14 protein-coding genes are annotated in these 13274 nt (G+C 65.8%); 8 read left to right on the forward strand and 6 right to left on the reverse strand.

The features are described from left to right. Positions 1–52: 52 nt before the first annotated feature. Positions 53–1309 (forward strand): cytochrome P450, encoded by a 1257-nt coding sequence (locus QH196_RS04795; protein ID WP_280414553.1) that lies wholly within the window; start codon positions 53–55, stop codon positions 1307–1309. A gap of 303 nt (positions 1310–1612) precedes the next feature. Here the strand turns inward: QH196_RS04795 and QH196_RS04800 are convergent, their stop codons facing one another. The 5 genes from QH196_RS04800 to QH196_RS04820 are packed head-to-tail and all read right to left on the reverse strand — an operon-like array spanning position 1613 to position 6199. After that, positions 1613–2029 carry a nuclear transport factor 2 family protein gene (locus QH196_RS04800; RefSeq protein ID WP_033244047.1) on the reverse strand — a complete coding sequence of 139 codons (417 nt, stop codon included), beginning with the start codon at positions 2027–2029 and terminating at the stop codon, positions 1613–1615. Between the two features lie 34 nt (positions 2030–2063). Then, the gene (locus QH196_RS04805) at positions 2064–2939 is read right to left on the reverse strand and encodes a TIGR03619 family F420-dependent LLM class oxidoreductase (RefSeq protein ID WP_280414554.1); all 876 of its coding nucleotides are present in this window, start codon (positions 2937–2939) and stop codon (positions 2064–2066) included. A 2-nt stretch (positions 2940–2941) separates the two neighbouring features. Next, on the reverse strand, positions 2942–4108 hold the full coding sequence (locus tag QH196_RS04810) for a thiolase domain-containing protein (protein ID WP_280414520.1): 1167 nt from the start codon (positions 4106–4108) through the stop codon (positions 2942–2944). Next, positions 4105–5172 (reverse strand): thiolase domain-containing protein, encoded by a 1068-nt coding sequence (locus tag QH196_RS04815; RefSeq protein WP_280414521.1) that lies wholly within the window; start codon positions 5170–5172, stop codon positions 4105–4107. The genes QH196_RS04810 and QH196_RS04815 overlap by 4 nt, the downstream gene beginning before the upstream one ends. Positions 5173–5185: 13 nt before the next feature. After that, positions 5186–6199: a Zn-ribbon domain-containing OB-fold protein gene (locus QH196_RS04820; protein ID WP_432279437.1), complete on the reverse strand. Its 1014-nt coding sequence runs from the start codon at positions 6197–6199 to the stop codon at positions 5186–5188. 61 nt (positions 6200–6260) lie between these two features. Between QH196_RS04820 and QH196_RS04825 the strand changes: the two genes are divergently transcribed. From QH196_RS04825 to QH196_RS04855, 7 genes are all read left to right on the forward strand, one after another. After that, positions 6261–7301 (forward strand): LLM class F420-dependent oxidoreductase, encoded by a 1041-nt coding sequence (locus tag QH196_RS04825; protein ID WP_280414522.1) that lies wholly within the window; start codon positions 6261–6263, stop codon positions 7299–7301. Positions 7302–7775: 474 nt separating this feature from the next. Beyond that, positions 7776–8420 carry a toxin glutamine deamidase domain-containing protein gene (locus QH196_RS04830; RefSeq protein ID WP_280414523.1) on the forward strand — a complete coding sequence of 215 codons (645 nt, stop codon included), beginning with the start codon at positions 7776–7778 and terminating at the stop codon, positions 8418–8420. A gap of 12 nt (positions 8421–8432) precedes the next feature. Continuing rightward, complete coding sequence (locus QH196_RS04835; RefSeq protein ID WP_280414556.1) at positions 8433–8750, forward strand: YrhB domain-containing protein; 318 nt, start codon at positions 8433–8435, stop codon at positions 8748–8750. Between the two features lie 334 nt (positions 8751–9084). Continuing rightward, positions 9085–9639 carry a DUF3558 domain-containing protein gene (locus tag QH196_RS04840; protein WP_280414524.1) on the forward strand — a complete coding sequence of 185 codons (555 nt, stop codon included), beginning with the start codon at positions 9085–9087 and terminating at the stop codon, positions 9637–9639. A 39-nt stretch (positions 9640–9678) separates the two neighbouring features. Then, complete coding sequence (locus QH196_RS04845) at positions 9679–10125, forward strand: hypothetical protein (protein WP_280414525.1); 447 nt, start codon at positions 9679–9681, stop codon at positions 10123–10125. Beyond that, positions 10122–11294, forward strand: a complete 1173-nt coding sequence (locus QH196_RS04850) for a hypothetical protein (protein WP_280414526.1) — start codon at positions 10122–10124, stop codon at positions 11292–11294. Before QH196_RS04845 ends, QH196_RS04850 begins: the two co-directional genes overlap by 4 nt. A gap of 171 nt (positions 11295–11465) precedes the next feature. Next, positions 11466–12245, forward strand: a complete 780-nt coding sequence (locus QH196_RS04855) for an ESX secretion-associated protein EspG (RefSeq protein ID WP_280414527.1) — start codon at positions 11466–11468, stop codon at positions 12243–12245. A gap of 116 nt (positions 12246–12361) precedes the next feature. On the opposite strand, the gene QH196_RS04860 is transcribed toward QH196_RS04855, so the two are convergent. Next, positions 12362–12817, reverse strand: a complete 456-nt coding sequence (locus QH196_RS04860) for a hypothetical protein (RefSeq protein WP_280414528.1) — start codon at positions 12815–12817, stop codon at positions 12362–12364. Between the last annotated feature and the right edge of the window lie 457 nt (positions 12818–13274).

The following is a 13274-nucleotide window of genomic DNA, read 5'->3' on the forward strand; positions in this document are numbered from 1 at the left end:
TGTAGAACGTGTTTCAGTTTGTCGAAGGAGACATCTGGTGGTGGATACGCGCATGGGCCGGCCGAACCTGCCGGACGGGTTCGACGTCACGGACCCCGATATGTACATGCAGCGGGTACCGGTCGAAGAGTTCGCCGAACTCCGCCGTACCGCGCCGATCTGGTGGCAGGAGAAATCGCCCGAGGTCGGCGGTTTCCACGACGACGGCTTCTGGGTCGTCACCAAGCATGCCGACATCAAGGAGGTCTCGCGGCGTAGTGATGTCTTCTCGACCTACGAGAACACGGCGCTCCCGCGGTTCAACGACGATATCGAGCGCGAGCAGATCGAACTGCAGCGTTTCATTCTGCTGAACATGGACCCGCCCGAGCACACCCGGATGCGCAAGATCATCTCGCGTGGGTTCACGCCGCGTGCGATCAACTCGCTGCGAGACGAGTTGTCGAAGCGTACCGAGGCCATCGTCAAGGCCGCGGCCGAGGCCGGGTCGGGCGATTTCGTCACCCAGATCGCCTGCGAACTGCCCCTGCAGGCGATCGCCGAGCTGATCGGTGTGCCGCAGGAAGACCGGATGAAGGTGTTCACCTGGTCCAACGAGATGACCGGCTACGACGATCCGGAAATCGACGTGGACCCGGTGCAGGCCTCCACCGAACTGCTCGGATACGCCTATGCGATGGCCGAGGCCCGCAAGGCCTGCCCGGCCAACGATATCGTCACCACCCTGGTCGAGGCCGATATCGACGGCGAAGCCCTCAAATCCGAGGAATTCGGATTCTTCGTGATGCTGCTGGCGGTCGCGGGTAACGAGACCACCCGTAACGCCATCACCCACGGCATGATCGCCTTCCTGGAGAACCCGGACCAGTGGGAGCTCTACAAGAAGCATCGCCCCAAGACCGCGGCCGACGAGATCATCCGCTGGGCCAGCCCGATCACCACCTTCCAGCGCACCGCGCTCGAGGACACCGAACTCAACGGTGTCCAGATCAAGAAGGGCCAGCGGGTGCTGATGGTGTACCGGGCGGCGAACTTCGACGAAGATGTCTTCGAGAACCCCATGAAGTTCGACATCATGCGCGAGGACAACCAGCATGTGGCCTTCGGCGGCACCGGGGCGCACTACTGCATCGGCGCCAACCTGGCCAAGCTGGAGATCGACCTCATCTTCAACGCGATCGCCGACCATATGCCCGATATCTCCAAGCTGGGTGACCCGCGGCGGCTGCGCTCCGGCTGGCTGAACGGTATCAAGGAATTCCAGGTCGACTACAAGACCTGCCCGGTGACGGGGCAGACCGCGAGCTGAGCGCCGCGGTATGAGCCTCCGGCCCCGGGTACCAGTGGTGTCCGGGGCCGGTCCGTAACCGGAATCGAGTGTGCGCCGCGCCGTTGTGGCGGCGGCGCGGCCCACAGTTCGGCCCCGCATCCACATCGGGTGCGGGGCCGAAACTTTCCCAGGTGCTGTCGCGGTGTCCGTGCCGGGGCAACGGCTTACGCGCCCGGGCAACGGTTCACGCGAAACCGGCCCCGCACTTCCGATGAGTGCGGGGCCGGTTCGGTGTAGAAGCCGATCGGCGGGCGGACCGTGAGGGGTCGGCCCGTCAGCCGATCAGCCGACCGGGGTGGCCGTGGCCATCGCGCGATCTACTTCCCAGAACGCGCGCAGCGCCAGAATCTTCCCGGAGTCGTCCACCTTGTAGGTGAAAACACCTTCGGCGTCGATACGATGCCCGCCGATGGTGCTGCGGATGGTGCCGGTGAACGCGACCTCCGCACCGCAGGCGAAGGAATCACCGAACAGGAACTCGATCGAATCGGTACCCGCGATCGCCTTGTCCCAGAATGCCGAAATCGCCTCGGGGCCGCGGTGTCCTTTGCCTTCGGGGTCGAAACCGGAGGGTCCGATCGGATCCTCCACGATCCCGTCCGGCGCGAACAGCGCGAGCCAGGCGTCCTTGTCCCGGGCGCGGACAGCGGCCTGCGAGGCCAGACCGGCCGCGCGTGCGGGATGTTCGTCGCTGCTCATGAGTTTCCTCTCGACAAGCGTGCTGGTTGCGCGCTCAGGTGATCGGGTTCTGGATGTTCTCGTCGGCGAATTTGCGCAGCGCGTCCTTCTTCGCCTCGATATCTCCGTCGAATCCGATACCGGCAGCCAGCCAGGGGATCACGATGGCGTCGGTGACGCCGGCGTCGTACTGCTCCTGGTAGCCGTCGCGGCCGAACTTGTCCACGCAGACCGCCTGGATCTCGAACGGCACGTCGGCACGGCCCTGTTCGGCGCGTAGTTCGCCGAGCCGGGCGATGGTGGCCTGCAGATCATCGAATTTCATCATCGCCGAGGTCCAGCCGTCACCCACCCGGGCCGCCCGGCGCAGCGCTACCTCGGTATGCCCGCCGATGTAGAACGGAACCGGTTCGCTCGGTGCCGGACTCATCTGCAGTTCGTCGAAATCGAAGAACTGACCGTGGTACTCGACCATGCCGCCCGCGAGGACCTTCTTGATAACCTCGATCATCTCGTCGACCCGCGCGCCGCGGCGCGCATACGGCACCCCGCACCATTCGAACTCCTCCGGCGCCCAGCCGATCCCCACACCGAACCCGAACCGGTTGCCGGACAGGTTCGCCACCGATCCGACCTGGCGGGCCAGCAGCAGCGGATTCCGGGAACCCAGTTTGAGCACATTGGTGTAGAAGCGGAGCCGGGTGGTCACCGCGGCCATGGCGGTCGCGGCGATCAGCGGATCCACCCACGGGGTGTCCGGGCCCCAGAACCGGGCGCCGTCCGGGGTGTACGGATATTTCGCCGCCTGCGATTTCATATAGAACAGCGAATCCGGCAGCGCGATCGAGCTGAACCCGACCTCCTCCGCCGTTTTCGCCAGTTCGGGCAGCTGTTCCAGCGGGCTGAGCGCGACCCCGAGGCTGAACTTCAGCGTCATCGGCGTTCCGACCCGACAACCCACATCGAGAAGTACTGCGAGCCACCGCCGTAGGCGTGGCCCAGCGCCTTGCGGGCATTCTCGACCTGATAATCACCGGCCCGGCCCATCACCTGTTTGGCGGCTTCGGCGAAGCGGATCATGCCGGAGGCGCCGATCGGGTTGGACGAGAGCACCCCGCCCGACGGGTTCACCGGCAGCGTGCCACCGATTTCGGTTTCCCCTTTGTCGGTGAGTTTCCAGCCGTCGCCCTGGGCGGCGAAACCGAGGTTCTCCAGCCACATCGGCTCGAACCAGGAGAAGGGCACATAGATTTCGGCGGCATCGATCTCGGCCAGCGGGTCGGTGATCCCGGCCTGCTCCCACAGCGCCTTGGCCGCATCCTGTCCGGCCTGCGGGTTCACCTGGTCGCGGCCGGCGTAGGCCAGCGGTTCGGTGCGCATGGCGGTGGCGTGGATCCAGCCGACCTTCTTACCGGATGCCTCCACCGCGGTGGCCGATTCCTCACCGCCGATCACCACGGCGCAGGCGCCGTCGGAGGAGGGGCAGGTTTCGTCGAACCGGATGGGGTCCCACAGCATCTGCGAGGCGAGGACCTCTTCCATGGTCTTGTCGCCCTGCTTGAGGTGGGCGTGCGGGTTCTTCGCCCCGTTGCGGCGATCCTTCGCGGCAACCATCGCGCCCACGTGCAGCGGCGCGTTCGAGCGGCGGATATAGGACCGCACATGGGGCGCGAAGTAGCCGCCCGCACCGGCGCCCACCGGCATGGTGAACGGCACCGGAATCGACAGTGCCCACATGGCATTCGATTCCGACTGCTTTTCCCAGGCGATGGCGAGCACCTTCTCGTGCACGCCGCCCTGCACCATATTGGCGGCCACGCATGCCGTGGAACCGCCGACCGAACCAGCGGTGTGCACGCGCAGCAGCGGTTTCCCGGGTGCACCCAGCGCATCCGCCAGGTACAGCTCGGGCATCATCATGCCCTCGAACATGTCCGGGGCTTTGCCGATCACGATGGCGTCGATATCGGCCATGGTCAGGCCGGAGTCGGCCAGCGCCCGGTCGATCGCCTCCCGGCACATCCCGGCCATCGAGACATCGCCGCGCTTGGCGACGTGGTGGGTCTGTCCGGTGCCCAGCACCGCGGCGGGGAAACTCATCGGCGGGCCTCCGAATCCAGGACTGTCACAAGGTTCTGTTGCAGGGCCGGGCCGCTGGTGGCATGGGCCAGCGTGCGCTCGGCGGTGCCCGCCATGATGGGCAGCGCGGCGTAGCCGATGCGTTCCAGCCCGGTGGCGAACATGGGGTTGGCGGCCAGCGCGCCGCCGGTCGGATTGACCTTGGTCTCCGGTTTCAGCCCCAGTGCCTCGGCGAGGATGAGCTGCTGGTGGCTGAAGGGTGCGTGCAGTTCGGCGACGTCGATACCGCTGGTATCGCCGTTCGTCACGGCCTGTCCGGCGGCGGCCGCCGAGGGGGAGACGGTCAGATCGCGGGCGCCCAGCACGCTGGAATCGATCCGATGCGACATTCCGGTGATCCACGCGGGACGTTCGCACAGTTCGCGGGCGCGGTTACCGGCGGCGAGCACGATCGCGGCAGCACCGTCGGTGATGGGCGCACAGTCGTGTTCCCGCAGCGGGTCGGCGACGTAGGGCGCGGCGAGCAGCTCGTCGACCGATTTACCGTCGACGGTATGGGCGGCCGAGACCGCGGCCATATCGCGTTCGGTCCAGCGTCCGGCGTCGAGCCCGGCGCGGGCCTGCAGCCCGGCGACGGACAGCGAATCCGGCCACAGCGGGGCGACCAGGTAGGGGTCGAGCTGGGTGGTGAGGACCTTGCGCAGGGTGCTCGCGGAGGATTTTCCGAAGCCGTAGACGAGAGCCGTCTCGACCTGGCCGGAGCGGATCTTCACCCACGCCTCGTACAGGGCCCAGGCAGCGTCCATCTCCACATGCGATTCGTTGATCGGCGGGACGGCGCCGATCGAGTCGATCGCGGAGATGAACGAGAAGGACCGGCCGGCCAGGTAATCCGACGAGCCGGAGCACCAGAAGCCGATATCGGACTTGGTGATACCCAACTGGTCGTAGAGCTGCTGGAAACAGGGAACCAGCATCTCCACGCCGTTGGTGGTGCCGTAGGTCTCCGACACATGCGGTGCGTGCGCGAAGCCGACGACGGCGATCTCGGTGGCGTTGTCGATGGAACGCTCGGTGATGGTCACGCGGGGAGCCCTCTCACAGGTGATGCTTGTAGGTGTCGTAGTCGGCATCCGGCTCGCCGGTCGGTTCGAAGTGGGAGATATTGGCCATGGTGTGGCCCCACTCCTCACGCGGCTTCCAGACCAGCTTGACCCGCATCCCCATCCGCACCTCGCCGGCCTCGCAGCCGAGCACCAGATGCAGGAAGGGGATATCCGCGCCGTCGAGCAGCACATACGCGGCCACATAGGGCGGTTTGATCCGCTGGCCCATGAACGGCACGTTCACGATGCAGAAAGTGGTGACGGTGCCGGTCTCGGCCAGTTCCACGATTTCCCCGGTGGACCGGCCGTCGACGGGATCGACGCCGCGCGGCGGGAAGTACACCTTGCTGTTCGCGTCGGCCCGGGCGCCGGTGATCTTGCCTTCTTTGAGACCACGCAGCAGGGTGGATTCCTCGGGCGAGGCGGTGTGCTTGTAATCCATCCCGATGGGGGTGGTGATCATGGTGACCGGCTCGGCATCCGAGGCCGGCGCCGGTTCCGCCGTCGGGGCGTCACCGGGTTCGAAGCAGGCGATGTCGTGGATGGTTCCGGTGAGCTCGCCGGCCCAGCGGGCAGTGACCCGCATACCGGTGCTCATCTGCTCCGGGCTCTGCACATCCACCGCGTGCAGCAGCGCGGTATCGGCGCCGTCGAGCTGGATCAGCGCATAGGCGAACGGCCGGTCGAAGGGCTGGCCGGGCAGCACATCGCGGACCCAGGACCAGGATTTGACGGTTCCGGTGGAGGCGACCTCCACGAACTCCGACAGCGGGTCGGCGGTCACCGGGTCGAATTCGGCCGGTGGTACGAGCACCCGGCCGTCCGACCCTCGGATACCGAAGATGCGCCGTTCGCGCAGGCCGGTGAGGAACTTGCCGATGATGGGTCCCACAGAACGCGTGTAGTCGAACTCCATCCGCAAGGGCGCACTGAGCACATCGCTCGGTTTCAGTCCTGGCGGGCGTTCCTGCGTAATTACCGTGGGTGCAGTATTCCCATGAGTCACGATATCGAGTAGAACAGGTTCTTATTCTGCTGGCAAGCAGTAGGCCGGAAAGGGGTCGGTTGTGAAGTTCGGATTGCAGCTCGGATACTGGGGCGCCGCGCCGCCGCAACACGCCGCGGAGGTCGTGGTGGCCGCCGAGAAAGCCGGGTTCGACGCGGTGTTCGCCGCCGAATCCTGGGGTTCGGACGCCTTCACCCCGCTGGCCTGGTGGGGTTCGGCGACCGAACGGGTCCGGCTGGGCACCTCGGTGGTGCAGCTGTCCGCGCGCACCCCCACGGCCACGGCCATGCACGCGCTGACCCTCGACCATCTCAGCGGCGGCCGGGCCATTCTCGGGCTCGGCGTCTCCGGCCCGCAGGTGGTGGAAGGCTGGTACGGGCAGCCGTTTGCCAAACCGTTGCAGCGCACCCGCGAATACGTCGATATCGTGCGCAAGGTGCTGGCCCGCGAAGCCCCGGTGACCAACGACGGGCCGAACTATTCGCTGCCCTACACCGGCCCCGGCGCCACCGGGCTCGGAAAACCGCTGAAGCCGATAACCCACCCGCTACGTGCGGATCTCCCGATCTGGCTGGGTGCCGAAGGTCCCAAGAACGTGGCGCTCACGGCGGAAATCGCCGACGGCTGGCTGGCGATCTACTACACGCCCCGAATGGCCGGCGTCTACAACGAATGGCTCGACGAAGGCTTCGCCCGCCCGGGTGCCCGGCGTTCGCGGGAAGACTTCGAAATCGCCGCCACCGCCCAGGTGATCATCACCGACGATGTCGCCGCCGAGATCGAACGGATGCGTTGGATCACCTCTCTGTATATCGGCGGGATGGGTGCGCCGGAGCTCAACTTCCACGCCCAGGTGTATCGCCGGATGGGCTACGAGAAGGAGGTCGACGAGATCGGCACGCTGTTCCAAGCGGGCAAGAAAGCCGAAGCGGCGGCCGCTGTCCCCGACGAACTGGTCCTGGAGACGGCGATCATCGGCAATGAGGAGCAAGTCCGCGAGCAGATCGGTGTCTGGGAAGCCTCGGGTGTCACCATGCTGCTGGTCTCGGTGCCCGACGTAGACCAACTGAAGCGTCTGGCGCCGCTGCTCGACGCCGGGTGAACTTGTTTCAGAAATCGCCATACGCTACCCGCCGGGCCCCTGCGGGAGCGTGTGGCGAGCCACCGAGAGTTCGGCAGTTATCGGGCGGGCCCGTGTGAACTCGTCCTCCGGTTTCCTCGCCAGGCTGGAGAGGGCCGTGAGATCCTCGGTGCGTACCATGCGTTGAACCTGCGAGGAATATGCGGTGGCGGCGGGCAGGCTGGTGATCAACCTATGAGATCCGCGAACGGGTCCGGTAAGCGCGATGGAAGCGACCCGGCCACGGCCGGTGAGTTGATGCAGCGGGTTCGGGACGACATGGTCGAACAGCTCAGCTGCCGGTTCTGCGGATATCTGCGGGGCACGATCGGCGGGACGGGCGAGGCGGTCGGGCGGGCGCCCAGGGAATTCGGCGGTTTCGACGAGCGCGGCGCACAGATGCTTCGGGCGAGCGCGGGGGATACACAACGGCCATCACCCTTCGGGGGTGCCGGTGTGCCTGCGGAGGCGGCCGGGCTCGATGATTTCGGAACGTTCAGCGATGTACAGCGAGGTGAAGTCCCGCTCGCTGAGCTGCGTCCGCAGCGGGTGGAGATGTTCGATCGCGCGGGCGAGGAATTGTCGGAAGCCGAACAGGCGGCGATGCGGCGGGCGTACGAGAACATCAACCGCCTACTCCGGGAGGCGGGAGGTGACCCGCTTTCCCGTTATGACCTCCGGCTCGCGATAAAGAACGTCAACGCGACAGTCGGCGCGAACCCCGCCGATAGTATGCGGAGCATGCGGAACTGCCCGGAGGCGGCTCTGGCCGTCGACGATATTCTGCGCGGCAAGCCCGCTGTCGCCGGTCCGCTTCCGGGCGCTCCCACATCGCTCGCGCGCGGCATCTACCGAATACGCGCCATCGACCACCCGCTGCGGCAGGACCGACTCGACGATGCGGAAAATGCGATCCGCGACAACCCTGGGTCGAGGGGAATCGTCATCGCGCACGGCGGCGCGGGTAAAGACCACATTTTCAATATCGCCGACGTAAACGGAAGGGTTACGTATATCGATGGCGTGTTCGGTACAACTCTGGAAACACGACCGCGCTACACCCGCTGGTTCCCGGAATTCGATTTCTATCGCACAGCGTGATCGGTGGTGGTGATGATAAGCAAACATGAGGCAGAACAGATCGCACGGAGATACGTCAGCGCAGAGTTCCCTCCTCGGGAAGGTGCCGAAAATATCGTCATCGACGATACGGCCACGATCGAACGGCCATACGGTTGGCTTTTCACTTATACGACCGAACGGTATACCAGTACTCATGATCCGGACGACGGCCTGGCGGGGGCGGGGCCCATACTCGTTCTGCGTGCAGCCGGCGAGATCATTTTGTACAACTCGATCTACACCAGTGAAGCCGCGCTGGCGGATTACGAACAACAATCCGGTATGGGCCATGCGGGCACCGACGAATGATCACCAGGAAACCCCGGAATATCGTTCAGTGCCTGCAGACTGTCGGCTGTCGTGCGCATCAACTCGGCCCTTTCCCGATGTTTTGTATGGACCGGTGGCCTTGCTCCGAGTGATTGCATGATGGTCAGCGCCGAATCGAGTTGCGCCGGGTCCAGTTCCTGGTCCGCGGGCCGGCTCTGGAGCGAGTGGATCGTGGGGGCTGGTAAAGGGTGGTTCTGGTTGCGCACGTGGTCAAATGTCCGATACCGTCGCTGCAAGCTCGCGGGGGCGGAGGAGCCGGTCCGGTCCTGCGGAATCGGTTCCGGGATCGGCGCAGGGGAACGAATTGGGCATCATGCGAAGGTCGGCGTGTGCCGTGGTGGCCGGGGCGAGTGTCGTTCTGGTGGCGGCCGGGTGTGGGACGTCCACCGGTGGTTCCGCGGAGCCGTCCACGTCAGCGGCGCAGTCGGTTGCGCCGCAGGTGCCGAGCGCGTTCGATCCGTGCACCGATATCCCGCAGGAGGTGCTGGATTCGGAGCAGTTGCATTCGACGAACAGCTCGACCTCCACTGATGAGATGCGGCGCGGCGATATCGCGTGGAGTGGTTGTAACTGGGTGGTATCGGATGGTTACGCCGCTGGTGTCAGCGCAACCAACCTAACGGTGGACATGGTTCGTGAGAAGGCTGTACCGGGGGCGCGGGAAACAGAGATACACGGCCGGGCGGTCATCATCGCGCAGCACGCCGGGCCGACCAGTTGCACGCTGAACGCGGAGATGGTGGGGGGAAGTCTCGAAATCATGGCCGACAATCCGCCGTCCCGCCGTCTCACCGGGGATCAGAATCCGTGCGATATCACGGTGCGGTTGGCGGAGAAGGTACTACCGCTGATCCCGGCAGGAGCATGAAAGTAGTGGGAGTCACAGGGTACCGGATAGGGGCGGGGCATGACAGATGATGGAAAGCGTCCGTTGCAGGGCATGATCGACGCGGCCAACGAAGGGCAGTTGTCGGTGTCTTTCAATAGCGATGTCCGGGTGAACGCGGAGGAATTCGTCTACATCGACCGGGACTGTCAGGCGATGAAGGATAAGATTTCGGAACTGCAGTTCATTGCCGAGAGGATTGGGAGCCGCGAGCAGTGGGGCTTGGGCGAGGATCCCGGCAATTGGATTAAGACCGGTAAGATCCTGGTGTCGCGTTTCCGGGGTAAGGCCAAGGGGGATGAGTCGGGGAACAGCGTCCACGCCATCCTGGAACGTCATTATCAGATCGTCGACAGCATTCAGGAGATGCATCGGGTGATAGCGCAGCGCTATCTGGATACCGATAGCGAGTTCGCGGCACGGTACAACGAGGTCATGGCCTCGGCCCCACAGGGACTGCAGAAATGAGTGAACTCAGCTACGAGGCGTCGCGGATAAACGGGACGGCGGAAATTCCTGCCGCCCATTCGCATACCGACATCAAGGATATCTTCGATGCGATGGATCCGACGGAGGCGACCTTCGCCCGCGACGATTACGCCGAGATCGCCATGGGATGGGAAGACGCCGTAACGGTGTTCGCCGCCCGCATCCGCCGGTCCAGCGAATCGGCATGGTCGGGTCCGGCTGCGGAAACCGCCCGGCAGGCGATCGGCGATTACGCCGCAGATGCCACGAGTCTGACTCCCGCCCTGCATATGCTGGCAACCCGGGTCGACAACATGGTGGCGGCGGTGTTGACGACGAAGAACGGTATGCCGGAGGTCGTGGACGATCCACAGAGCTGGTGGAATCCCGGCGACTGGCTCGACGGCGATGGTGGGGTTGGAAAGGCGGAGGCAGATGCCCACGCGCATATGGCCACCAACTATGTAGCGCCCGCGCTTTCCGTGGACGGTCAAGTTCCTGTGCTGCCCCAGCCACGCGACCCGGTAGCCATGGACGACGGCAGTACCCCAGGCGATACCAGCACCGGTGGTAATCCATCCGGCCCGGGCGGTGCCCCGACAGGGACTGGGACACCAAGCCCGCAGACTCCCGGCGAGGAACAGCCCGGCGAACAGCAGCCGACGGGCGAGGAGTCCGCGCCGGGGGAGACGCAGCCGGCATCGACCGATACCGCCGGTACCACACCGCAAACCACGGCGCCGGGCACTCCGGGCAGCCCCGCGGTAACGCCTTCGTCGACCACCGCGGGCACACCCTCCGGCAGTCCCGGCAGTCCCGGCAGTCCCGCGGGCACACCCGGCCTCGGGACTCCGGGTCCGGGCTCCCCCGGTCCGGGCCAGACCGTATCGGGTGCACCTGCACCGGCCGGGGCGCCGGCGACCACCGCAGGCGCCAAGACCGCGTCCGGTTCGCCGGCCGCACGCGGCGGTATGCCGATGATGGGCGCGCCCGGCGCCGGCCGTCCCGGCGGCGGGGACAACGACGGCGACCGGCAGACCCCCGATTATCTGGTCAATGAGGAGAACACCCGCGAGCTCCTGGGCGAGGAAGCGCCGACCATCCCCGGTGGTGTGCTCGGTGCCGACGCCCCGTCCGCGAGTCCCGCCGAACGACCGCCCGGTTACTGACGGACAGCGCCGCCGGTGCTGCACTGCCGCCACGACCAGCTCTGGACGTGTGCGGGTAGCGCCGCGCTGGGCAGCCTCGACTGCGCTGTTCGCACCGCAACCGCCCACCCACGGCCCCTGCAGCTCGGCTCGCGGGACCGCTATCGCTCGACTGGAACGGATACGACCCGCATGGCCTGGACTTGGGACCCGGATACCTTTGCCGCGCACTGGTTCGACGAAGGCAACGACCGTATGCCCACACCCCTGCGTTACCGCAGCCGATTCGCCACGATGGACCAGTACGAGGCGCATCGCGCCGCCGTTCGTGCCGGCGGCGATATCGACGAACAGGAACGGATCCGCCTGCTCGTGCACACACTCCGGAACTGCGATATGCGCATCGAGATCCTGTTCGGCTCGGTGAAGCACCGCGGCGGTGACGGCCAAACCCGCAAAGACCTGCGCATGGTCGGTGCCCGTACCTACGCCCATGCCGTGGTCCTGAGCCAGACCGCCCTCCGCGGTGAGGACAGTGATATCCGGGCCCAGCTGCTGCGCGCCGACCAGCTTCCTGCCGCGCTCGCCGCCGGCATCCCACCCTGCGAACCCGGGCGCGACAAGCCCGTCACATTCGACCTCGCGGACGTGCAAGCTGCCAAAGAATCGGGATACTCCGCCCAGTACGACACCAGAAGTCCCCGTGGTCGTTTCGCGCAGCTGGCTCGCCGTCAGGTCGACGGTGGTGGGCAGGCCATTCTCCGGCTCGGCAACTTCCATGCCGCCCACAACCGCCATCGCGCCCTGCAATGGGGCGATTTCACCGGCGACGGCCGCTATGTCGAGCAACGTAACCGGACCCATCTCGAGCTGCGTCCTGCGACTACCCAGGGGCTCAGCGCCATCTTCGCCGGGTGGATCGACCGGGCCGAACGCACCCTCCGCGAAGAAGCCGAAGATGCCTACTACTGACAGGTAGCCGCAGTATGGGCGGGCCACCATGTGCTGCAGGAGGTTCCGTGCCGAGTCGGACACGGGGCCTGCGCGATGGCCGCGCCCAGCAGGTTGTGCCGGGTCCTGGATGGCGTTCACTGATAGTCCTCGGCAGTGAGTAGCGGCGGATACAGACCCTTTTCGACCACATGGATATCGGTCCAGGAACAGGGTGAGAAGCCGTGCGGTCCGATTCGGCCGCCTCGGACCGGCGCGAATTCCGGGCATCCACCAGGGCAAGCGATCGAGGCGATCGGCCCCCATGGTCTCCCGCCGTGATGAATGACGATTCGCAGTTGTCGTGTGGTGATGAACGGTTCGCAACCGCACGGCGGCGCGGTGTCCCGGACCCCGACCTCGAGCCAGGGGCACAGACCGGCGACGTTGCGGAAATGCGGTGCGATCCGGCCGCCGATCACCTGGGCACCACGTAAGCAGAACAGCGATTCCGGGCATCGGATGATGAGCTCATCTTCGTCATGCCGGACAATGTTCAGTGCGGCCAGCGGGACCCACGGCTCGGTGTGCAGGTCGCAGGCATCAACGGCCACGCTGCACCCCTGGGTGGTTCGCGCGGTATCGGGCGATGACTCCGTCGATTTCGTGCTGGGTGCGGGTCTGATATCCGCTCCCGGTGCCGAGGTCGCGCAAGCTTCGCGCCACTCGTTCGAGCACCCCGAGGTCGTAGCATTCGGCCGCCCGCCAGAGTCGGGAAGCCGCCTCATCCGTTCGGCGGCAGGGGGTCGTTCGCCGCGGTAGCGCGGGTGCCCAGGTCTCGGACTGCTCGCTGTGGATCCCCGGCATGGTTGCCTCCGATCGTCGATCGCTGCTCGTTGGACCGTGCTCTATCGCGGGCCCAGTAGAGCGGATCCACCGGAGAATCCGGCCGTGCTGCGGATGATCCGATCGAATTGATTCGAAGGCCGAGAACATGATCCGACGGACGTCGGACGCTCATCCGCGGACCACACGCCTCTCATCCAGAGAAAACGGATGCCATTTATGGAT

The sequence above is a fragment of the Nocardia carnea genome (genome assembly GCF_029868325.1).
Taxonomy (GTDB): domain Bacteria; phylum Actinomycetota; class Actinomycetes; order Mycobacteriales; family Mycobacteriaceae; genus Nocardia; species Nocardia carnea_C.